General features: G+C 72.3%; 19 protein-coding genes and 3 pseudogenes. 12 read left to right on the top strand and 10 right to left on the bottom strand.

The window, feature by feature from the left end; all coding sequences use genetic code 11:
- Nucleotides 1-39: 39 nt before the first annotated feature.
- Complete coding sequence (locus ACTWP8_RS32835) at nucleotides 40-777, top strand: hypothetical protein (RefSeq protein WP_443325725.1); 738 nt, start codon at nucleotides 40-42, stop codon at nucleotides 775-777.
- Nucleotides 778-910: 133 nt separating this feature from the next.
- Here the strand turns inward: ACTWP8_RS32835 and ACTWP8_RS32830 are convergent.
- A pseudogene (locus ACTWP8_RS32830) lies at nucleotides 911-2,069 on the bottom strand (Mrp/NBP35 family ATP-binding protein).
- Between the two features lie 243 nt (nucleotides 2,070-2,312).
- On the opposite strand from ACTWP8_RS32830, the gene ACTWP8_RS32825 reads away from it, so the two are divergent.
- Nucleotides 2,313-3,071, top strand: a complete 759-nt coding sequence (locus tag ACTWP8_RS32825) for a hypothetical protein (protein WP_443325724.1) — start codon at nucleotides 2,313-2,315, stop codon at nucleotides 3,069-3,071.
- A gap of 78 nt (nucleotides 3,072-3,149) precedes the next feature.
- Here ACTWP8_RS32825 and ACTWP8_RS32820 read toward each other — a convergent pair whose 3' ends face one another.
- Nucleotides 3,150-3,680: a hypothetical protein gene (locus ACTWP8_RS32820; RefSeq protein WP_443325723.1), complete on the bottom strand. Its 531-nt coding sequence runs from the start codon at nucleotides 3,678-3,680 to the stop codon at nucleotides 3,150-3,152.
- 593 nt (nucleotides 3,681-4,273) lie between these two features.
- On the opposite strand from ACTWP8_RS32820, the gene ACTWP8_RS32815 reads away from it, so the two are divergent.
- Entirely contained in the window at nucleotides 4,274-5,179 is a 906-nt protein-coding gene (locus ACTWP8_RS32815) for a DMT family transporter (protein ID WP_443325722.1), read from the top strand.
- 34 nt (nucleotides 5,180-5,213) lie between these two features.
- Here the strand turns inward: ACTWP8_RS32815 and ACTWP8_RS32810 are convergent, their stop codons facing one another.
- Nucleotides 5,214-6,323: a magnesium and cobalt transport protein CorA gene (locus ACTWP8_RS32810; protein WP_443325721.1), complete on the bottom strand. Its 1,110-nt coding sequence runs from the start codon at nucleotides 6,321-6,323 to the stop codon at nucleotides 5,214-5,216.
- A 503-nt stretch (nucleotides 6,324-6,826) separates the two neighbouring features.
- Between ACTWP8_RS32810 and ACTWP8_RS32805 the strand changes: the two genes are divergently transcribed.
- The 4 genes from ACTWP8_RS32805 (at nucleotide 6,827) to ACTWP8_RS32790 (ending at nucleotide 9,859) form a co-directional block, all read left to right on the top strand.
- Nucleotides 6,827-7,423 carry a suppressor of fused domain protein gene (locus ACTWP8_RS32805; protein ID WP_443325720.1) on the top strand — a complete coding sequence of 199 codons (597 nt, stop codon included), beginning with the start codon at nucleotides 6,827-6,829 and terminating at the stop codon, nucleotides 7,421-7,423.
- Between the two features lie 107 nt (nucleotides 7,424-7,530).
- Nucleotides 7,531-8,169 carry a DUF6758 family protein gene (locus tag ACTWP8_RS32800; RefSeq protein WP_443317787.1) on the top strand — a complete coding sequence of 213 codons (639 nt, stop codon included), beginning with the start codon at nucleotides 7,531-7,533 and terminating at the stop codon, nucleotides 8,167-8,169.
- A 139-nt stretch (nucleotides 8,170-8,308) separates the two neighbouring features.
- The gene (locus tag ACTWP8_RS32795) at nucleotides 8,309-9,166 is read left to right on the top strand and encodes a PHP domain-containing protein (protein ID WP_443325719.1); all 858 of its coding nucleotides are present in this window, start codon (nucleotides 8,309-8,311) and stop codon (nucleotides 9,164-9,166) included.
- A gap of 87 nt (nucleotides 9,167-9,253) precedes the next feature.
- Nucleotides 9,254-9,859: a MarC family protein gene (locus ACTWP8_RS32790; protein WP_443317789.1), complete on the top strand. Its 606-nt coding sequence runs from the start codon at nucleotides 9,254-9,256 to the stop codon at nucleotides 9,857-9,859.
- Between the two features lie 107 nt (nucleotides 9,860-9,966).
- Here ACTWP8_RS32790 and ACTWP8_RS32785 read toward each other — a convergent pair whose 3' ends face one another.
- Complete coding sequence (locus ACTWP8_RS32785) at nucleotides 9,967-10,119, bottom strand: hypothetical protein (RefSeq protein WP_443325718.1); 153 nt, start codon at nucleotides 10,117-10,119, stop codon at nucleotides 9,967-9,969.
- A gap of 258 nt (nucleotides 10,120-10,377) precedes the next feature.
- On the opposite strand from ACTWP8_RS32785, the gene ACTWP8_RS32780 reads away from it, so the two are divergent.
- Nucleotides 10,378-11,349 carry an NYN domain-containing protein gene (locus tag ACTWP8_RS32780; protein WP_443325717.1) on the top strand — a complete coding sequence of 324 codons (972 nt, stop codon included), beginning with the start codon at nucleotides 10,378-10,380 and terminating at the stop codon, nucleotides 11,347-11,349.
- 26 nt (nucleotides 11,350-11,375) lie between these two features.
- Here ACTWP8_RS32780 and ACTWP8_RS32775 read toward each other — a convergent pair whose 3' ends face one another.
- Nucleotides 11,376-12,308, bottom strand: a complete 933-nt coding sequence (locus tag ACTWP8_RS32775) for an alpha/beta fold hydrolase (RefSeq protein ID WP_443325716.1) — start codon at nucleotides 12,306-12,308, stop codon at nucleotides 11,376-11,378.
- A 494-nt stretch (nucleotides 12,309-12,802) separates the two neighbouring features.
- Nucleotides 12,803-14,372, bottom strand: a pseudogene (locus ACTWP8_RS32770) (DEAD/DEAH box helicase); the annotation flags it as partial.
- Nucleotides 14,373-14,726: 354 nt separating this feature from the next.
- Between ACTWP8_RS32770 and ACTWP8_RS32765 the strand changes: the two are divergent.
- Nucleotides 14,727-15,485, top strand: coding sequence for a ferritin-like fold-containing protein (locus tag ACTWP8_RS32765; protein ID WP_443317793.1), 759 nt, complete (start codon nucleotides 14,727-14,729; stop codon nucleotides 15,483-15,485).
- 92 nt (nucleotides 15,486-15,577) lie between these two features.
- On the opposite strand, the gene ACTWP8_RS32760 is transcribed toward ACTWP8_RS32765, so the two are convergent.
- The 4 genes from ACTWP8_RS32760 to ACTWP8_RS32745 all read right to left on the bottom strand — a co-directional run bounded on the left by ACTWP8_RS32760 (nucleotide 15,578) and on the right by ACTWP8_RS32745 (nucleotide 17,438).
- The gene (locus ACTWP8_RS32760; protein ID WP_443325715.1) at nucleotides 15,578-15,847 is read right to left on the bottom strand and encodes a hypothetical protein; all 270 of its coding nucleotides are present in this window, start codon (nucleotides 15,845-15,847) and stop codon (nucleotides 15,578-15,580) included.
- A 180-nt stretch (nucleotides 15,848-16,027) separates the two neighbouring features.
- Entirely contained in the window at nucleotides 16,028-16,255 is a 228-nt protein-coding gene (locus ACTWP8_RS32755) for a DUF3107 domain-containing protein (protein ID WP_365266282.1), read from the bottom strand.
- Between the two features lie 141 nt (nucleotides 16,256-16,396).
- A complete protein-coding gene (locus ACTWP8_RS32750) occupies nucleotides 16,397-17,038 on the bottom strand; it encodes a TetR/AcrR family transcriptional regulator (RefSeq protein WP_443325714.1) in 642 nt (213 codons plus the stop codon).
- A 178-nt stretch (nucleotides 17,039-17,216) separates the two neighbouring features.
- Nucleotides 17,217-17,438 (bottom strand): hypothetical protein, encoded by a 222-nt coding sequence (locus ACTWP8_RS32745; protein ID WP_443325713.1) that lies wholly within the window; start codon nucleotides 17,436-17,438, stop codon nucleotides 17,217-17,219.
- Nucleotides 17,439-17,563: 125 nt separating this feature from the next.
- On the opposite strand from ACTWP8_RS32745, the gene ACTWP8_RS32740 reads away from it, so the two are divergent.
- From ACTWP8_RS32740 to ACTWP8_RS32730, 3 genes and pseudogenes are all read left to right on the top strand, one after another.
- Nucleotides 17,564-18,562 (top strand): alpha/beta fold hydrolase, encoded by a 999-nt coding sequence (locus tag ACTWP8_RS32740; protein WP_443325712.1) that lies wholly within the window; start codon nucleotides 17,564-17,566, stop codon nucleotides 18,560-18,562.
- A 437-nt stretch (nucleotides 18,563-18,999) separates the two neighbouring features.
- A complete protein-coding gene (locus ACTWP8_RS32735) occupies nucleotides 19,000-20,250 on the top strand; it encodes a DUF3152 domain-containing protein (protein ID WP_443325711.1) in 1,251 nt (416 codons plus the stop codon).
- A 347-nt stretch (nucleotides 20,251-20,597) separates the two neighbouring features.
- A pseudogene (locus tag ACTWP8_RS32730) lies at nucleotides 20,598-20,780 on the top strand (ABC transporter ATP-binding protein); the annotation flags it as partial.
- Nucleotides 20,781-20,965: the final 185 nt, after the last annotated feature.

The following is a 20,965-nucleotide window of genomic DNA, read 5'->3' as shown; positions in this document are numbered from 1 at the left end:
GGCCCTAAGACAGAGGGGCAACAAGGAGGCGCCACGCAGATGGACACGACGGGTCGGGTAGGAGCGCAGGGGGCGCTCGGAGCGCCCAGCACGTCCGACGATGTGGAGGCCGGAAGAGCGCCCCAGGAGGAGGCGGCGGGCGTTCGCCGCGGTCTCGAGGGCTATCTGCTCGCCGATTTTCCCTGGTACGGGCTGGACGAGGCCTTCACGGGGCCGCGCTGGCTGATGCAGGTGGGTGCGGCGGCGGACGGCACGGTCGAGCACGGCTCGACGGGCCATGGCGAGGAGCCGACCGTCCGGGTCGAGAGCGCGCACGACCAGCAGCGCTTCGCCGTGGTCGTGACGGTCGCGAGCCGCCCGGTGCGGCGCAGCGCGGACGGCACGGGCGTCCTGGAGGCCACCTCGGTCTCCTCGGCGGCCTGGCTCGCCGGTTCCGGACTGCTGTCGTGCACCTGGCCCGCCCAGATGGAGCGAGTGCTCCGCGACGACTGGCTGGAGCAGCAGACGGCGATCGCCTGGGAGCTGGCCGACGACCTGGACGGCCCGTCGTGGACGACGCTGACCCTGCCGGTGGACGGCGTGCCGACGCCGTTCCACTACCGCGAGTCCGAGTACGGCTGGGTGCTCGCCGGTTCGGCGATCGAGGGGCGCGGCGGCAGCCGCTCCAGTGGAGCCGGTGCCTGCACCGGGGTTCACATCGGGGCGTACGGGCGGGGGATGAGCGCTTACGGTCTGGGGTTCTCGGTGGTCAAAGACATCTCCGAGTACGGCAACTGAGCCCTGACGGCGGCCTGTCATGAGGGGCCCGGGTCCTGCCAGGACCCGGGCCCCTCACGACGTACGAGCAACCGCCGCCGACACCTCAGAACTTCCGCCGAAGAACTTCCGCGGGAGAACTTCCGTCGGCCCCTCAGAACTTGTTGCGCGGGGTGATCCCCAGCGACATCCCGGCCAGGCCGCGCTCGCGCCTGCCGAGCTTGTCCGCGATGGCCAGCAGCGCGCTGCCCGCAGGTGAGTCCGGGTCGGTGATGACGACCGGCTTGCCCTCGTCGCCGCCCTCCCGCAGCCGTACGTCGATCGGGATGGCGCCCAGCACCGGCACCTCGGCGCCCGTGGTCCTGGTGAGCCCCTCGGCCACTCGCTGCCCGCCGCCCGTGCCGAACACGTCCACGATCTCGTCGCAGTGCGGGCACGGCATCCCCGACATGTTCTCGATCACGCCGACGATCTTCTGATGCGTCTGTACGGCGATGGAGCCCGCGCGCTCGGCGACCTCGGCCGCGGCCTGCTGAGGCGTCGTCACCACGAGGATCTCGGCGTTCGGCACCAGCTGGGCCACCGAGATCGCGATGTCGCCCGTCCCCGGCGGCAGATCGAGCAGCAGCACGTCCAGGTCGCCCCACCACACGTCGGCCAGGAACTGCTGGAGCGCGCGGTGCAGCATCGGCCCGCGCCACACCACCGGGGCGTTGCCCGGGGTGAACATGCCGATGGAGATGACGCTCACGCCGTTCGCGGAGGGCGGCATGATCATGTTCTCGACCTGGGTGGGACGGCCCTCCACGCCGAGCATGCGGGGCACCGAGTGGCCGTAGATGTCCGCGTCGACGACGCCGACCTTGAGCCCGTCCCGCGCCAGGGCCGCCGCGAGGTTGACCGTCACCGAGGACTTGCCGACGCCGCCCTTGCCGGAGGCCACCGCGTACACCCGGGTCAGCGAGCCGGGCTTCGCGAACGGCACCTCGCGCTCGGTCTGCCCGCCGCGCAGCGAGGCCGCCCAGCTCCCGGCGCTGCTCGTCGCTCATCACGTCCAGCTCGACGCTGACCCGCGTCACGCCCGCGACCTCGGACACCGCGGCGGTGACCTCGCGGGTGATCGTGTCGCGGAGGGGGCAGCCGGAGACCGTGAGATAGATACCGACAGCCACCGCTCCATCGGCCGCGATCTCCACCGATTTGACCATCCCGAGGTCGGTGATGGGGCGGTGGATCTCCGGGTCGTTCACCGTCGCGAGCGCGGCGCGCACCGCCTCTTCGGCGGGGACGGAGTCGTGCGTGTCGGTAGCCATGCCCTGATGGTACGGCGACCGAGGCGGCCTCCGGAAAGAGCCGTGAGCGATCGGCGGGCCCATATGGCGAGCGTCACGCCCACGCGCGCGTGCGTCCGGAGCAGGCACGCGTCGTCGAGGTGCCCTCGAAGCCGGTCACTCCCACGCGCGCGTGGGACCGGACGGCTGCCCTCCGCGTTATCGGAACCCCCCGGTACGCTGCGTCTGCTGTCGAGGCCACCTCAACCTGGAGGCAGAACAAACGTGGCTGCATACCCCCGCACACGGAACGCCGCGCTCGTCGGAGCGGTGTGCACGGCGCTCGCCGTGGGGCTCGTGGGGTGTGGAGCCGAGGAGGACCCGGACGCCGGTACGAACGGCGTGGGGAAGCTCTCTCCGCGGAAGATCGAGAGCAGGGCCCTCAAAGCCGTCGAGGGGGCGGGCGCGGTGCGGCTCTCGGGCAGCGTCGTCACCCGGGGGCGCACGTACACGCTCGATATGCGGCTCAAGCAGGGCAAGGAGGGCGGCGGAATCGGCCAGCTCTCCACCAAGGGCAAGACCTTCGAGATGCTGCGGGTCGGCGACGACCTCTATCTGAAGGCCGACGCGGACTTCTGGGCCAGCCAGGGGGGCGGCAAGCAGTCCAAGTCGGACGCGGAGGCGGCCAGCAAGCTCGATGACAAGTACGTCAAGGTGCCGACCGGCGACCCCGCGTACAAGCAGCTCAGCGGCTTCACGGACATGGACCTGCTGCTGGACGGGCTTTTCGACCTGCGCGGCGGCCTCGGCACGGGCGAGCGCGGGAGGGTCGGCGGGGTCCGTACGATCCGGATCACCGGCGGGGACGGGTCCGGCGGGGCGGTGGACGTGTCCCTGGAAGGGACGCCGTATCCGCTGCGGCTGGAGCGGGCGGGGGACGCGGGGATCCTCGAACTCGCCGACTGGAACGAGGACTTCACCCTGAAGGCGCCCAGCAAGGACCACATCATCGACTACGGCAGGCAGATCACGGCGGGCAGCTGAGACCCGCTTGCGGCGCGGGCTGGGGGCGGCCCGGACTCGGGCGGCCGGGCTCGGGCTGCTCTGCTCCCCGCGCGGGTGCTAGGCGCGCTTCTTCCGGCCCCTGCGGAGCAGCTTGGGCAGGGCGGCCGGGATCGGGCGGCGGGTGGTGGCCGGGGTCGCCACGGGTGCGGCCGCCAGCGAGCCGTCCGGTAGCTCGGCCGTGGAACCGGCGGGCTCCAGCCGCAGGACGCGGCACTCGCGCGCCCAGCGCTCGGCGACGTGCTCCGCGTCCGGGGCGTTCAGCCGCTTCGCCTTGAGCTCCGCTACCGCCGCCTCCCACGGCTCGCTGCCGGGCGCGAGCTCCGCCACGCGCGCGTGCCAGGTGACGAGGCGGCCGCCCTTGTCCTTGCTGCGCACGGTCACGGACGCGGACGCGCCGTCGTCCAGGGCCAGGCCGTCGAACGGCTGCTCGCCAGGTCCGTCGCCCACGAGGCAGACGGCCCCCTCGTGCCATACGTGCCACAGGGCGCGGGCGGGTACGGCAGCACCGTCGCCGCGGACCCAGATGAGGCCGGACTTCTTGGTGGCCTCCTCGATAAGGGCGCGGTCCATGAGGGTCGTCTGCGTCATGGCCCTCAGCTTAGGCCTCGACGGCCGGGCCGCTCCGCGCCGGAGGGCCTCCCCCTCCGGGCCGGGCCTGTTCGCCCGCCCGTTGCTGCAGGTGCCCGGGCCTTGGGCACCCGCCCACCCCGCCGGGGCGCGGCCCCGCCATGCTCCGCAGGCGGCAGCCGGATCGGATCTCAGAGGGCTGCCCCGGCGGACACCGCCGGGCCGCCACCCGGCCCCACGGCAGGGCAGGCACGACCGCACCGGGTTGTGGGGGAGCGCGCTGGAAGGCCAGAACGCGCCGTCGGAGGGCCCGGATTCGCCGCATACGGCGCGGCCTGTGCAGCCGCGCCGGAGTGCGTCGTTCGGCGGTTGTGAGCGAGCATGCGCCGGGGGCTCGCAGCCCCAGGCCCTGGAAGGGCGGCCGCCCGCTCCGCGGGCCGTCCAGCGGCTGGATGGTCAGTTCCATAGGCTTGTCATGCGCCTTACACTGGTGGGGTCCGCCACCGCCCGTCCCGCCACCGCCGTCCTGCGAGGATTCCGTGCCGCGAACCACACCAGCCCGGCAGCGCGCTCACGCGCCCGCCGAAGGCGGATCTGCGCGGGATGCCGTGAGCGTGAGGTCGCCTCAGGCGCGGCTCGATCTGCTGCTGCTCGCGGTCGCGATCTCCGGGATCTCGCTCTCCGCGCCGCTCATCGCCGCCACCGCGGCCCCGGCCCTGGCCATCGCGTTCTGGCGGAACGCGATGGCGGTCGGGGCGCTGTCGCCGTTCGCGCTCGTACGGCACCGGGCCGAGCTGCGCGGAATGGGCCGCAGAGCGCTGCTGCTGTCCGCCGCGGCCGGGGCGCTCCTCGCGCTGCACTTCGCGCTCTGGCTGCCCAGCCTGCATCTGACCTCCGTGGCGTCGTCCACCGCGCTGGTGACCACGACGCCGATCTGGACCACGCTCGTACTGCGGATGCGCGGCCACCGGCCGCCCGCGCTGGTCTGGGCGGGTACGGCCGTCGCGTTCCTCGGCGTCCTGCTGCTCACCGGCGTCGACCTGTCGCTGTCGCCGCGTGCGCTCGCCGGCGACGCGCTCGCCCTGGGCGGCGGCATCGCGGCGGCCGGCTATGTGCTGATCGGGTCCGAGGTGCGGCGGAGCATGAGCACGACCGCGTACACGTACGTCTGCTACGCGACGACGTCCGTGCTGCTCCTGGTCACCTGCCTGGTGTCCGGCTCCGCGCTCGCCGGGTACAGCGGCGAGACCTGGCTGAAGCTCGGCCTGCTGACCGTCGCCGCCCAGCTGCTCGGCCACACGCTGATCAACCGGGTCGTCCGCGGCCTCGGCCCGTCCATCACCTCGACGGCCATCCTCCTCGAGACCCCCGGCGCCGCCCTCATCGCGGCGCTCTGGCTCGGCCAGACCCCGCCGCTCGCCGCGTATCCCGCGCTGGCCGTGATCCTCGCCGGCCTCGCCCTGGTGATCACGGGAGACCGGCGCGGAACCGCGGTGTCGGCCCCGCCCGTGGAGGTCTAGGGGCCTGTTCGGCCCCGGAGCCGGCCGTTGCGGCCTAGAGCCAGCCGTTGCGCTTGAATCCGCGGTGGATCGAGAAGCAGATCGCCACGATGGCGCCCATGACCAGCGGATACCCGTACTTCCAGTGCAGCTCCGGCATGTGGTCGAAGTTCATGCCGTAGACCCCGCAGATCATGGTCGGTACGGCGATGATCGCCGCCCACGCCGTGATCTTGCGCATGTCCTCGTTCTGCGCGACGGTCGCCTGCGCCAGGTTGGCCTGCAGGATCGAGTTGAGCAGGTCGTCGAAGGACACCACCTGCTCGTTGACCCGCGCCAGGTGGTCGGCGACGTCCCGGAAGTACTTCTGGATGTCCGGGTCGACCAGCCGCATCGGCCGCTCGCTCAGCAGCTGCATCGGACGCAGCAGCGGTGAGACGGCCCGCTTGAACTCCAGGACCTCGCGCTTGAGCTGGTAGATGCGGCCCGCGTCGCCGCCTCGCGCGGTGCCGCCGCCCGGAGCCGAGCTGAAGACGTCGATCTCGACCTCGTCGATGTCGTCCTGTACGGCGTCGGCGACGGCGATGTAGCCGTCCACGACCTGGTCGGCGATGGCGTGCAGGACCGCGGAGGGCCCCTTGGCCAGGAGCTCGGGGTCGTCCTCCAGCCGGTGCCGCAGCGCGCGCAGCGAGCCCTGGCCGCCGTGCCGGACCGTGATGATGAAGTTCCTGCCGGTGAAGCACATCACCTCGCCGGTCTCCACCACCTCGCTGGTGGCGGTCAGCTCGGCGTGGTCCACGTAGTGGATGGTCTTGAAGACGGTGAAGAGCGTGTCGTCGTAGCGCTCCAGCTTGGGCCGCTGGTGGGCGTGGACGGCGTCCTCGACCGCCAGCGGGTGCAGCCCGAACTCCTGGGCGATACCGGCGAATTCCTGCTCCGAGGGCTCGTGCAGCCCGATCCAGGCGAAGCCGCCGTCGGAGCGGACGCGCTCCATGGCCTCGGTCGGGGTGAGGTGGTCCTTGACGCGGCGGCCGTCCCGGTACACCGCGCAGTCCACGACGGAGGTCAGGGCACCGGACTGGTCGGCGGCACCGGGTCCGTAGCCGGTGTGGCCCTTCCGCAGGGCAGGGCGGACGGCGGCGCGCAGTTCGCGGATCATCGACATGGGCAGGCTCCTTCACGGGCCGGCCGTCGGCGGCAGGCGTGCACCGCCGCCCGGAATGCGGACGTACGGCACTGTACGTCGGCAAAGCGGGCGGCACTGCCATGCGTGCCGCGGTGACGGCTTGACGCTCAAGACGGGTCAGGATGAGACGAAGGTCGCTCTTCCGGCGTCCGCGCATCGCCTGGAATCCCGGCGAAAACTCAGTGGTTTCGCCGCGGGACGGCGGGGTACGTCAGGCTCCAGGCGCCAAAAAAGGGCAGGCCGCGGAAGAGCTGCTGATACTGCACGGTCGACTGGGATCCACCGCAGCCCCACCTCCTCCGGCCGGTCCCCCGTGGGGGAAGCACCGATCGCGGCACGGCGCGCGCCGCGAGACTGACTGGTCGGCAGGGCGAGAAAAGAGTGAGGATGCACCCTGCCCTGAACCAGCGGCCAAGACTATCAGCCGACCGCAGCGTCAAGTCGCTGCTTTGCCTGTTGGATACGCGTTCTATGCTCACGCCATGTCAGACGTTCTTGAGCAGGTCGAGGCCCGGCTGCTGACGGCGCTCGGCGAGCCGGACGCGCGGGCCGCCGTCACCTTCCTCGGCACCGACCGCATCGAGGTCCTCCGTTTCCTCGACGACTCGGGCGACGGCGATGTGGTGCGCTACGCCACACTCGGCATGTCGGCCCAGCCCATGACCGACCCGGCGGGCGCCCTCGCCGACCCGGTCCGCGGGCCCCGCGCCGAGTTGCTGCTCTCCGCGCGGGCCGGCCGCGCCGACACCGACAAGGTGCTCAGGGCTCTCGCAGTCTTCGCCGCGTCACCGCAGGTCGAGGGGGTCGTGGTGGCGCCGGGAGCCTCGCTCGACCTCGGCGAGCCGCTCTGGCCCGGGGCGCCCTTCACCTCGGTTCTCGTGGCCGAGTCCGGCGGTCTGGTCGCGGACCTGGAGCTGCCCGCGCCGATGGACCCGGTCCGCTTCCTGCCGCTGCTGCCCATGACCCCGAATGAGGCGGCCTGGAAGCGGGTTCACGGCGCGGGCGCGCTGGAGAAGCGCTGGCTGACGTACGGCACTGACCTGCGGGATCCGCTGCGCGGCGGCGTACCGCTGGACTGAGTCCGTACCGGGTGCGGGGGCCCGGACGCGGGGCCTTCCCGGAACGCGGCCTCCGGACGGGTGATCGTCCTTGACGCGACGACGGAGCGGTAGGACCGTTGGGGCCTATGAGGGGCGAACCCAGTTGCCCGAAGTGCGGTGGCCGGGTCAGGGCGCCCGGCCTCTTCTCCGACTCGTGGCAGTGTGATGTGCACGGCACGGTGCACCCTCTGCAGCCGGTCATTCCGCCGAGCGTCGAAGCGCTCGGCGTCGTCGTGAACCGGGCCAAGGTGCCGGTGTGGATGCCATGGCCGCTGCCGATCGGCTGGCTGTTCACCGGCGTCGCCTGCGCGGGCGACGACCGCAGCGGCGGCCGCGCGACCGCCGTCGCGTGCTCGGGCCCGGGTCCGGTGGGGGGCATGGGTGAACTCCTGCTGGTCGCCGAGGAGTTGGGTGTCGGGCTCGGCGCGCGCTACGCGGGCATCCCCGGCCCCGACCCCGGCCCGTACATGTCCGTGGACCAGTCGCCCCACGTGAAGGTCCTCGCCGCCGGCCGCCCCACCCCGCTCTGGCACGTCGAGGGCGTGCCCGCGAACCGCGCGGTCTTCGCGGGCGAGGCGCGCGGGCTGTGGCTCTGGGCGATCCTCTGGCCCGAGCAGTCCGGGCTGCTGCTGTACGACGAGCTGGTGCTCACCGATCTGCGGGACGCCGGGGCCGAGGTGGAGATGGTCCCCTGCGGTGCCCTGACCCCGCGCATCCTCTCCTGAGGCGTGCGGCCGAGGCGTCCTGGGCGGCCCTGCCCCTTCTTGGCCTTCCTGCCCCCGGGCTCTCGTGACGGGAGAGGGATTCGGCGCGGTTATCCTGGAGCGTCCCCCTCGTCCGACGACCGCAGTTTGGAGCCGTGCCGTGCGCATCGATCTGCACACCCACTCCACTGCCTCGGACGGTACGGACACCCCCGCCGAGCTCGTACGGCACGCGGCCGCGGCCGGGCTCGACGTCGTCGCGCTCACCGACCACGACACCGTCGGCGGCCACGCGGAGGCGACCGCCGCGCTGCCCGCCGGACTGACGCTCGTCACCGGCGCCGAGCTGTCCTGCCGCCTCGAGGGGATCAGCCTGCACATGCTGGCGTATCTCTTCGACCCGGACGAGCCGGAGCTGGCCCGCGAGCGCGAACTCGTACGCGACGACCGGGTGCCCCGCGCGCAGGGCATGGTCGCCAAGCTGCGCGAGCTCGGCGTGCCGGTCACCTGGGAGCGGGTGGCCGAGATCGCGGGGGACGGCGCAGTGGGGCGGCCGCACGTGGCCACCGCGCTCGTCGAGCTCGGCGTCGTCGACAGCGTCTCGGACGCCTTCACCCCGGACTGGCTGGCCAACGGCGGCCGGGCGTACGTCGAGAAGCACGAGCTCGACCCGTTCGACGCGATCCGCCTGGTCAAGGCGGCGGGCGGGGTCACTGTCTTCGCGCACCCGCTGGCCGCCAAGCGCGGCGAGACCGTCCCCGAGAGCGCCATGGCCGAGCTGGCGTCCGCCGGCCTCGACGGCATCGAGGTCGACCACATGGACCACGACACGGCGGTGCGGGCGCGGCTGCGCGGCATCGCCGCCGACCTGGGCCTGCTGACCACGGGCTCCAGCGACTACCACGGCGGGCGCAAGGCCTGCCGCCTCGGTGAGTACACCACCGACCCCGAGATCTACGGCGAGATCGTGCGCCGCGCGACCGGCGCGTTCCCCGTGCCCGGCACGGGCGGCAGCTGAGCCGGAAGTCCGCCCCCGTCCCCCTTCCGCCCGAGGTGTGCTCGCGCCGCGTACGCGTACGCCCCTGTCCCGCAAGGCCTCATCACCGTGTTCGACTTCGCCGTATTCGGATCTCTCTTCGTCACCCTCTTCGTCATCATGGATCCGCCGGGGATTACCCCGATCTTCCTCGCCCTGACCTCCGGCCGCCCCGCCAAGGTCCAGCGCAAGATGGCCTGGCAGGCCGCGGCCGTCGCCTTCGGCGTCATCGCCGTCTTCGGCATCTGCGGGCAGCAGATCCTCGACTATCTGCATGTCTCGGTGCCCGCGCTGATGATCGCGGGCGGTCTCCTGCTGCTGCTCATCGCGCTCGACCTGCTGACGGGCAAGTCGGAGGAGCCGACGCAGACCAAGGATGTCAACGCCGCGCTGGTGCCGCTGGGCATGCCGCTGCTGGCCGGTCCCGGCGCGATCGTGTCGGTGATCCTGGCCGTGCAGCACGCGAAGGGCTTCGGCGGACAGCTGTCGGTCTGGCTGGCCATCGCGGCGATGCACGTCGTGCTGTGGCTGACCATGCGCTACTCGCTGCTGATCATTCGCGTGATCAAGGACGGCGGGGTGGTGCTGGTGACCAGGCTGGCCGGAATGATGCTCTCGGCCCTCGCGGTGCAGCAGATCATCAACGGCGTCACGCAGGTGATCAACGGCGCCTGACCATCCGGTCGGCGAACCTGTGACGAAAACCACGAGCGCCCCCGTACATCGGTGTACGGGGGCGCTGTCGTCTTCGCGCGCTGAGCGTCGGGTTCGAGCCCTGAGCGTTACCGGGCCGCGGTTTCGGCCGGGCGGATGTAGATGCGCTGGCCGGTTGCGGCGGCCTGGTGCACGATCCGGTTGACGGAGGCGGCGTCCACGACAGTGCTGTCCACGGCGGTGCCGTCGATGTCGTCGAGGCGCATGATCTCGAAGCGCATGGCTTCTCCCTTCGTCTGATCCTCCTGCAAGGAGAACTGCTGGTGCGGGTTCCACACTGGTCCCGCGCTGGGTCACGGCCGTTGCCCGACCGTTAAGGGTGGATTGCGACGTTCGGTGACGCAGGTTCCATATGAGTCAACCGAGGTGCACCCTGAAAACATTCCCTACGCTAACGAAAATTTTTGGACACCTAACTACCTGCGGGTAGGGCGACCAGGTTGTGCCCTCTGGAGGGCCACCCGGACAATGAGGCCGGTATGAACGAAGCACAGCCCCCGGGGCCACCCGCCGACCGCGCCGTGGTCGACCGTGCCGTGGTCGACCTCGCCGCGGTCGCGGCCGGCATCGAGCAGACGAACGAGCTGCTCCAGCGCGTGCTGGCCAAGGTCGCGACCACGCCCTCGATCCACGCGGTCTTCGCGGACGCGGGCTATGTGTACGCGGCCGTGGGCCGACTGGTCGCGGGAACCGAGGACCGGCGGGCCTTCGACCTCGACGCCGAAGGGCTCATCGAGGCGTTCATCGACAAGACCCGGACGATCTTCCCGGACAGCAGGCTGCTGCGCGTCTACTGGTACGACGGCGCCCGGCGCCGCCTCCACACCACCGAGCAGCAGCGCATCGCCGAGCTCCCGGACGTCAAGGTCAGGCTCGGCAACCTCAACGCCAACAACCAGCAGAAGGGCGTCGACTCCCTGATCCGTACGGACCTGGAGACGCTCGCGCGGCATCGCGCGATCAGCGACGCCGTGCTCATCGGGGGCGACGAGGACCTGGTCTCGGCGGTCGAGGCGGCCCAGGGCTACGGCGCGCGGGTGCACCTGTGGGGCATCGAGGCGCTCACCGGCCGCAACCAGGCCGATCCGCTGCTCTGGGAGGTCGACAGCCAGCGGACGTTCGACCTCGACTTCTGCAAGCCGTACGTGACGCGGCGGCCACTGCTGTACGAGACGTACGGCGAGGCCTTGGCGGGCGGGGCGGCGTGTCCCCCGCCGGGCCGCGACGACGTGCGCTTCGTCGGGGCGCGGATCGCCGCGCAGTGGCTGGTGGAGCGCGGCCGGGAGACGCTCGCCGAGTTGCTGCCCGGCCACCCGTATCTGCCCGGCTCGACCGATCAGGAGCTGCTGATCGAGGCCGAGGGGCTGCTCCAGCACTCGCTGCGCGGCCATGCCGACCTGCGGCGGGTGCTGCGGGACGGCTTCTGGGACCACCTGCAGGCGCAGCTCTAGCCTCGCGGCGTCCTGGTCGCCACGGCTCAGGCCACAGTCGGGTACTCCTGCTCCCAGAAGTCGGCGAGCGCGCGGGCGGTGGGCTCGGGGCGCTCGGCGGCGGGGGAGTGTTCGGCGCCCTGGATCACGGTGCGGCGGGCACCGAGGCGTACGGCCATGTCGTCCATCAGCGGCACCGGCCACGCGTAGTCGACCGCCCCGGACAGCACGTGCTTCGGGAGCGGTACGGCCGCCAGCTCCGGCACCCGGTCGGGCTCGCCCATCAGCTGCCGTCCGGCCGCGATGAGCTGCTCGGGGACCGTGCTGAGCCAGCGGCGGTGCAGGAACTCGGCGACGTCCGGCGGTGTCGACGCCTCCGCGGCCTCCGGCGGGTCGAGCTCGCGCATCGCACGCCATACGGCCTCCATGTCGGCGCGGGTGGAGACGAGCGCGTCGATCAGCATCCTGGTGCGCTTCTGCTGGGTCTTGGCGATGGATGCGGGACCGGAGCTCATGAGGGTGAGGGAGGCGAAGGGGGAGGGGTCCTTGATCACGGCGGCGCGGGTGATCAGGCCGCCGAGGGAGTGCCCGAGCAGATGCAACGGGCTGCCGTCGATGCCGCCGGCGGTCGCGCCGTCCGTGCTGCCGCTGCTGCTGCCGCCGAGCGCCGCGGCGGCCTGCGCGAGGACGTCCTGGGCCAGCTCCTCCTGCGCGTAGCCGCTCTCGTCGCGCGGGCCGCCGGACTCGTGCTGCCCGCGGCCGTCGACCGCGAGGACCCGGAACCCGCGCTGTGCGAGAGGTTCGAGGAGAGCGATGAAGTCCTCCTTGCTGCCGGTGAACCCGGGCACGAGCAGCGCAGTGCCGCGCTGCGGGGCCCCGGCGGGGGGCGCGGCCTCGTGGACGGCGAAGTCGCCGCGCGCGGTGCGGAGGGTGTGCGCGCGGGCGCACGGGGGGAGGGCGAGGAAGGGCGGCCTGCTCATGCGGACGAGGCTATCCGCCGCACACGCCAAGCCGCTGCCGCCGGGCCGTTCCGCCTGCAACCAGCCCTCCCTTCGGCCTCCGGCCGGCCCGTTCCCGCAGGTGCCCGGCCGTTGCGCACCCACGGTTCCCGCGGGCGGAGCGGATTGGTCCGAGCCCACGGCCGCGCCTCGGGCCAACGGGTTGCAGTTGGCGCCCCCGGGCCGGGGGGCGCCTGCGGTTCCTGCGGGCGTGGTGGGGTGGTGCGAGGCCGCGGGGGCCGGCGGCGTTGGCCTGGTGGCCGCACCCCTGTGGCAGGGTGTCGGCCTCTGGGGGCGATGGGTTCCCACGCCACCGGCGTTGTTGCTATGGAGGATCAGCTCTCCGGGGTCGGCTCCGCAGTCGACGCGCGGGAGCGGGTACGGCGGCGACGGCGGGGCTTGGGGGTTTCGCCACCCGAGTCCGCCGAGTCCGCAGAGCCCTCCGCTGCCGCGGGCTGGGCCTCGGAGGCCGCCGACGCGGCCTCCGGAGCCGCCCCGGCACCGCCGCGCGTACGGCGCCGGCGTCGCGGACGCTTCGGGGCGTCCGCCGGAGCCTCGGCGGCCTCCGCCGTTTCGACCATGGTCTCCGTGGCCGTGGTCGCGGCCTCCGCCGCGTCCCCGTCCACCGGTACGCCGCCCCGCATCCGGCGGCGCTCACGCGGCGCGCGGGTGCGCTTCGGCCGGTCCTCCGACTCCGCGGAGGAGGGCCGCCCGCCGCGCGCGCCGCGCTTGCCGCGGCCGCCCGTCTCGCCGAGGTCCTCGATCTCCTCCGCGTCGAGCCCCGCCCGGGTCCGCTCGGCACGCGGCAGGACGCCGGTGATGCCCTCGGGGATGCCCAGCAGCTCGTAGAGGTGCTCGGAGGTGGAGTACGTCTCCTCCGGCTCGTCGAACGGCAGGTCCAGCGCCTTGTTGATCAGCTTCCAGCGGGGAATGTCGTCCCAGTCGACGAGCGTGACCGCGATACCCGACTTGCCCGCGCGGCCGGTGCGGCCGATGCGGTGCAGGTAGGTCTTCTCGTCCTCAGGGGACTGGTAGTTGATGACATGCGTCACGCCGTCGACGTCGATACCGCGCGCCGCGACGTCCGTGCACACCAGCACGTCCACCTTGCCGTTGCGGAAGGCGCGCAGCGCCTGCTCGCGCGCCCCCTGGCCGAGGTCGCCGTGCACGGCGCCCGACGCGAAGCCGCGCCGCGAGAGCTGCTCCGCGATGTCGGCCGCGGTCCGCTTCGTACGGCAGAAGATCATCGCGAGGCCCCGGCCGTCGGCCTGGAGGATGCGGGAGACCAGCTCCGGCTTGTCGAGCGAGTGCGCGCGGAAGATGTGCTGGGTGGTGTTGGCAACGGTCTGGCCCTCGTCGTCCGGGGCGGTGGCCCGGATGTGCGTGGGCTGCGACATGTAGCGCCGCGCCAGCGAGATGACCTGGCCCGGCATCGTCGCCGAGAAGAGCATGGTCTGGCGCCTGGCCGGAAGGAGCTGGATGATCTTCTCGACGTCGGGCAGGAAGCCCAGGTCGAGCATCTCGTCGGCCTCGTCGAGGACGAGGGCCTTGACGGCGGACAGCCGCAGCTTCTTCTGCCCGGCCAGGTCCAGCAGTCGCCCAGGAGTGCCGACGACCACGTCGACGCCCTTCTTCAGGGCCTCGACCTGCGGCTCGTACGCCCGGCCGCCGTAGATCGACAGCACGCGGACGTTACGGACCTTGCCCGCGGTCTGCAGGTCGTTCGTGACCTGCTGGCAGAGCTCGCGGGTGGGGACGACGACGAGCGCCTGCGGGCTGTCGCACAGCTGCTCGGGCTTGGCCCGGCCGGCCTCGACGTCCGCGGGGACCGTGACGCGCTCCAGCAGCGGAAGACCGAAACCGAGCGTCTTGCCGGTTCCGGTCTTGGCCTGTCCGATGACGTCGCTGCCGGAGAGGGCTACGGGGAGCGTCATCTCCTGGATGGGGAAGGGGGCTGTGATGCCAACGGCCTCAAGGGCCTCAGCGGTCTCGGGAAGGATCCCGAGTTCTCTAAACGTAGTCAGGGGTTTCGCCTCTTCTGTGAAACGCGGCGGGGGAGGGCGAGGAGGGTCGTAACCGCGCCCGGAGTCAATCGGCCGTGGGTGGCCGCCATTGGCGCAGGACCACTGACTCTCGCGCATCCACTCGCGCCGCGAGCGGGCCCCTCGCTCAGCGGCGCGCACAAGACGCACGCTCCGCGGGGAGGGCTGTCGGTCGGAGCCGATCGGGCCAACGACCGGGCATCCGCATTCATCAGATCACCCACCGTGTTCCCGGTGGGCTCATTACCACCATACCCCGGATTCGCGCACATGTGTTGGGTCATTCGTGTGGCCCGGTGCGTCGCGCGTGCCTGACCAGGGACTTCCGTACGGGCGTGAGCGGGCTATTGTGCGCTCCATGGAGACGCCTGACGAGACCACCGCCACCGCCGAGACCGACACCGGAAACGCCGAGAAGCTCACCGGGATCGCCGCCCTGGACTGGGCCCGGGCATCCGCGGAGCCGCAGTATCGGGCGGCGGTCGTGGACCTGCTCGGCGCCCTGGCCTACGGCGAGCTGGCGGCCTTCGAGCGGCTCGCCGAGGACGCCAAGCTGGCGCCGACGCTGGAGGACAAGGCGGAGCTGGCGAAGATGGCCTCCGCCGAGTTCCACCACTTCGAGCAGCTGCGGGACCGGCTCGCGGCGATCGACGTCACCCCGACCGAGGCCATGGAGCCGTTCGCGGCCGCGCTGGACGAGTTCCACCGCCAGACCGCGCCGTCCGACTGGCTCGAGGGCCTGGTCAAGGCGTACGTCGGGGACTCGATCGCGAGCGACTTCTACCGGGAGGTCGCGGTCCGGCTGGACTCCGACACCCGCGACCTTGTGCTCCGGGTGCTCGACGACACCGGGCACGCGTCGTTCGCCGTCGAGAAGGTACGGGCCGCGATCGAGGCCGACCCGCGGGTCGGCGGGCGGCTCGCGCTGTGGGCGCGGAGGCTTATGGGCGAGGCGCTCAGCCAGGCGCAGCGGGTCGTGGCGGAGCGGGACGCGCTGTCGACCATGCTCGTCGGCGGGGTCGCGGACGGCTTCGACCTGGCGGAGGTCGGCAAGATGTTCTCGCGGATCACCGAGGCGCACACGAAGCGGATGGCGGCGCTGGGCCTCGCGGCCTGAGCCGGCGTCCCGTACGGCTTCCGAGCCGGGGTCCTGCTACGGCTCCCCGAGCCGGGCCCCCTACGGCTGCGGCCCGGCGGTCCGGAGAACCGTCAGGCCGCGGCTGATCGGCGGACCCAGCGCCCTGCGGGCCTGATGAGCAGCGACAGCAGGGCCACGCCCACGACGAGCGCCCCGAGCAGCGTCGCGAGCGGGTGTCCCGAGCCCACGACGGTGTACGTGATGAGGCCGCCGAAGAGGGCGGCGACCGCGCCGGTGGTCAGCACCAGAGGGCGTGCCGGGAGCCGCTCGGGCAGCCAGCGGGCGGCCGCGTAGGCGGCTCCGAGGCCGATGAGTACCGAGCCGAGCGCTTCCAGGATCATGTTCTCGTCCCTCCCGCACAACAGCCGAACAGCAGGTGCAAACCGGTCCACGGCCGTCGTACCCCCGCCTCTCGGAACGTAATCCTCCGCACTCGGCCAGTGGGGGACACACGTACGGCGGCCCGGTGGTCGAAAATCCGACCGCCGGACCGCCGGCACACGTTCTGCTGGTCAGCGTGGTTACGCGGCGCCGAAGCCCACCTTGCGGGCAGTCGGCTCACCGATCTCCACGTAGGCCAGCCGGTCGGCAGGAACCAGGACCTTGCGGCCGTGGTCGTCCACCAGGGTCAGCAGCTGCGCCTTGCCGACGAGCGCCTCCGCCACCGCGCGCTCGACCTCCTCGGCAGACTGCCCGCTCTCCAAGGTGATCTCGCGGGGCGCGTGCTGCACGCCGATCTTGACCTCCACGGCTTCGTCCCTCCGACGGTCAGTTGGGGTGCGCGGTCAGCCGCGCCGTACGCAGCACACATTAGCCCGGTGCGGGGGCCCGCAAGCCGTCAGCCGTGCACGCCTGCAGCGAACAGCGGGCGGGGCGGGTGTGCGCCGCGGTCAGTGCGGCTGGCTCGCGCCGTGCAGCGGGAAGCCGGCGATGCCGCGCCAGGACAGCGACGAGACGAGCTTGGCCGCCGCGTCGCGGTCCAGCTGCTGGCCGGAGCCCAGCCAGTAGCGCGCCGTGATCTGCGCCATGCCGCACATGCCGACCGCGAGCAGCATCGCCTGTTCGCCCGGCAGGTCGGTGTCCTCGGCGATGACCTCGCTCACGGCCTTCGCGCAGTCCAGGCTGACCTTGTCGACGCGTTCGCGGACCGCGGGCTCGTTCGTCAGGTCGGACTCGAAGACCAGCCGGAAGGCGCCGCCCTCGTCCTGGACGAACGCGTAGTAGGCGTCCATGGTGGCAGCGACGCGCTGCTTGTTGTCCGTGGTGGAGGCGAGCGCGGCGCGCACCGCCTGGAGCAGGGCTTCGCAGTGCTGGTCGAGCAGGGCCAGATACAGGTCCAGCTTGCCGGGGAAGTGCTGGTACAGCACCGGCTTGCTGACTCCGGCCCGCTCGGCGATGTCGTCCATCGCGGCCGCGTGGTAGCCCTGCGCGACGAAGACTTCCTGGGCCGCGCCCAGGAGCTGGTTACGTCGGGCTCGGCGCGGCAGGCGCGTGCCTCGCGGGCGCGCCTCGGTCTGCTCGATGGCTGTCACGCCGCCTCCCAATGGGTTGTTCCGCTATGCGGCTGGGTTGTGCCGCTATGCGGCGACGCCGTGTCCGCCGCGTCCGCCATCGTACTTTTGGGTAACCCTGGTGTGCGCGGTGCGGGCCGAGAATTTCACTGACCGGACACTCTGTGCGGCCTGCGAGGGGGCTGACAAAAGGGGCAGGTCACCGGTAGTCGTCCTCATTCAGCTCGACCACCCGGGTCTGCTCGGTGGCGTCCGCGGGGTTCGCGGAGTCCAGCGAGCGCTCTCCCAGGGGCGCATCGCGCTGCTCCACCAGCTCGGCATGCTGCTCGGCGGCGTCGGCCTCCGGGGCCTCGGCGTCGTGCTCCTCCGCCTCGTCGATATCGTTCTCGAAGGTTTCCGGATCGGTCGGGTCGACAGACATGGTGGCTCCCCTTTCCAGGGCGAGCGCCCTCTACACGAGCCTATGAGAGGCCGTGCCCGGGCGCCATGACTTGGTGTGATGGCGAACACACAAACCACAGCGTGATCGTCTCGTAACATTGCCGCATGTCTTCGACCGAGCTGCCGGGTACCCGCGCCGCGCACGCGGCAACCCACGCGCGCGGTGCCCTTGCCGGCAGAGGGGAGGAGATGCGGCCGGTCGCCCTGCCGGGGCTGAATCTGGCCGTACGGGCCCGGCCGCCGGCCCGCGAAGGGCTGCCGCCCGCGCTGTACGTCCACGGTCTCGGCGGCTCCTCGCTCAACTGGTCCTCGCTGATGGAGGCGCTCGAGGACCGGGTGGACGGCGAGGCCATCGACCTTCCGGGGTTCGGGTACTCGACTCCGCCGGACGACGGCGATTACTCCATTTCGGGGCATGCGCGGGCCGTCATCCGCTATCTCGACGCCGCCGGGCGCGGGCCCGTGCACCTGCTCGGGAACTCGCTGGGCGGGGCCATCACCACGCGCGTGGCCGCGGTCCGGCCGGACCTGGTGCGCACGCTCACGCTGGTCTCGCCTGCACTGCCCGAGCGCCCCCCGCAGCTGTCGGCGCTGCCGACCGCGCTGCTGGCGGTGCCCGGCGTGACGTCCCTGTTCGCCCGGCTGACCAGGACGTGGACCGCCGAGCGGCGCACCCTCGAGGTGCTGGGCCTCTGCTACGGCGATCCGGGGCGGGTCGATCCCGACGGCTTCACGGCGGCGGTCCGCGAGTACGAACGGCGGCTCAAACTGCCGTACTTCTGGGATGTGATGGCCCGCTCCTCGCGCGGGGTCGTTGACGCGTACACGCTTGGCGGTCAGCATTCCCTGTGGCGGCAGGCGGAACGAGTGCTCGCGCCGACGCTGCTCGTGTACGGCGGCCGTGACAAACTCGTCTCCTTCCGGATGGCGAATCGGGCCTCTCGGGCCTTCCGCGACTCGCGGCTGCTGACCCTCCCGGAGGCCGGGCACGTGGCGATGATGGAGTATCCCGAGGCGGTTGCGCGGGCCTTCCGCGAGCTGCAGGACGACGAGGTGGCCGCGGATACGGGTGCGGCCGGGGCCGGCGATGCGGGCAGGAGCTGAATCGACGCGTGGGACGTCATAGCCGTCGCGGCCGCACGGAAGCGGCCGACACCACGGAGATAGCGCCGGGGCGGGACGCCGCCTCCGGCGCAGCTGCCGCCCGGAGCGCGCCGGGCCCCGCGACTCCGCCGCCGGGAGTCCGCGGCGGTCACCCCGAACAGCGCGAGCCGGGCGGCGCCTGGGGCACCCCGCCGTACGGCACCCCCGCCGCCCACCTGGGCACGCCGCCGCAGGGCGTGCCGCGTGGGCGGGGTGGGGGGCCGGGTCAGCCGACTCCGGCGCAGGGTGTGCCGCAGTTCGGTGGGCCGGGGGGTCGTGCCGGGCAGGGGACGCCGCCGCACGGTGTTCCGCGGGCCCGAGGCGGGGGGTCGGGTCAGCCGACTCCGGCGCAGGGTGTGCCGCAGTTCGGTGGGCCGGGGGGTCGTGCCGGGCAGGAGATGCCGCCGCACGGTGCGCCGCAGGCTCGCGGTGGACGCGCAGGGCCGGGGATGCCGCCGCACGGTGTGCCGCAGGCCGGCGGCGGCCGTGCCGGGCAGGGGACGCCGCCGCAGGGCGTGCCGCGGGCTCGTGGTGTTGGGGATGCGACGCCGGCACAGGGCGTTCCGGTTTTCGAGGGCGGCCAGGGCCGCGGGCGTCCGGGGACGCCCCCGCACGGTGTGCCTGCATATGGCGCGGCTGGGCGGCGGGCGCCCGGGGCCGTTGCCGGATCCGCGGCGGCCGCCGCCGTACAAACCCCGCCGGGAGGCGTCTTCGTGCCGCGGCCGCGCCAGGAGTTCATCGATGCCTTCGATGACGACGTCTACCCCGCCGGGGCTTCGGACCCGTGGATGCCCGATGAGGAGCCGGCGCTCGACGACGCCGAGGCCGGTGCGCGGCGCGCCAAGGGCGGGAAGGGCCGGGCCTTGACCGGCGTCGCGGCCGCGGCCGTCACCACCGTGCTCGCCGTCGTCGTCGCAGGCCAGATGGCCGGCGGCGACCTGACCCGCAGCGTGTCACCGGCCACGACCGACGTCCCCCGCAAGGACGACGGCGACGCCTCCCGCTCCGACAACCGGCCGACACCCTCCAGGCCCCCCGCCGCGCCCCTGACGTATGCCCAGAAGATGGCCGCCACGTACCCGCTCGACGAGAAGCTCGCCGGGTCCGGCGACTTCGAGGCCGTCGGCGGGCACGACAAGGCGCCCGGCAAGGGCCAGGTCGTGCGCTACCGCGTGGACGTCGAGAAGGGACTTCCGCTCGACGGGGCGCTCTTCGCGCAGGCCGTGCACAAGACCCTCAACGACGAGCGCAGTTGGGGCCAGGGCGGCACCCGCACCTTCGAGCGCGTCTCGTCCGGGGACGCGGACTGGGTGATCACCCTCGCGAGCCCCCGCACCACCGCGACCTGGTGCGCGAAGTCCGGCCTGGACACGACGGTCGACAACGTGTCCTGCGACTCCGCCTCCACCGAGCGCATCATGATCAACGCGTACCGGTGGGCTCAGGGCGCGGAGACGTACGGCGACGACAAGATGTTCGCCTACCGCCAGATGCTGATCAACCACGAAGTGGGCCACCGGCTCGGGCACAGCCACGAGGGCTGCACCAAGACGGGTGCCCTGGCGCCGGTCATGATGCAGCAGACCAAGTACCTGGCGACCGACGGTGCCATCTGCAAGCCCAACCCCTGGCCATTTCCGAAGAGTTGAGGGCCCGCGTCGACAGGGGCCGAAAGTTCATTCATGTTTCTGCCCATGTCGCACCGTCCCGTCACCGATCTCACCGCCATTGAGCTGGCGCTCATCGGCGTGACCGGACACCTGCGTAGCAGACGTCATCTGTCGCTGACGCCTGACCCGCGCGCGCGTCGGACTTCCTGAATCCAGGGCCCTTCAGCCCCGACTTTTTGCGTTCTCGACCGCGCCCCGGGCGACTTCCGTCTGCAGGCGCATCAAACGTTTCTCCGTACGGGCGACCGTCGCTGCTGCCTGCCCCCCATCCCTTTCCGCTCGCAGCAACCGAGAGGTCCGGACGAGTGCCAGCGCCCGCGCCCTCGAGGGTCAGCGATCGGGTCGCGGTCATGCGTCAGGGGAGGATCGTCGAACAGGGGGCGGTCGACGAGGTGTACGGTGCGCCGCAGCACGCGTACACCCGGCAGCTGCTGGCCGCCGTACCGGCGCTCGACCCGGGGCGCGCGGCGGCCCGCCGCACCACCCGGCGGCAGCTCGCGCCGGTCTGACCTCCCGTCTGACCTGCTGGTCACGCGCGCGTGACCAGCAGGGCGGGCGCGGACGATCCCGGTGTCCGGCTTGGTGTCCTGCGCGGCACGGGGATTCGTACCGCGTCGCAACGCCGATCTCCCTCGAAAGTCACGACCGTTCACCCCTTCCGGTGGCGGGAGTGGAAAACATCCCCCCCGACCCC

The organism is Streptomyces sp. 7N604 (assembly GCF_052245475.1).
GTDB lineage: Bacteria > Actinomycetota > Actinomycetes > Streptomycetales > Streptomycetaceae > Streptomyces.
The sequence above is the reverse complement of the archived record's forward strand: the minus strand, read 5'-3'. Positions and strand labels throughout refer to the sequence as shown.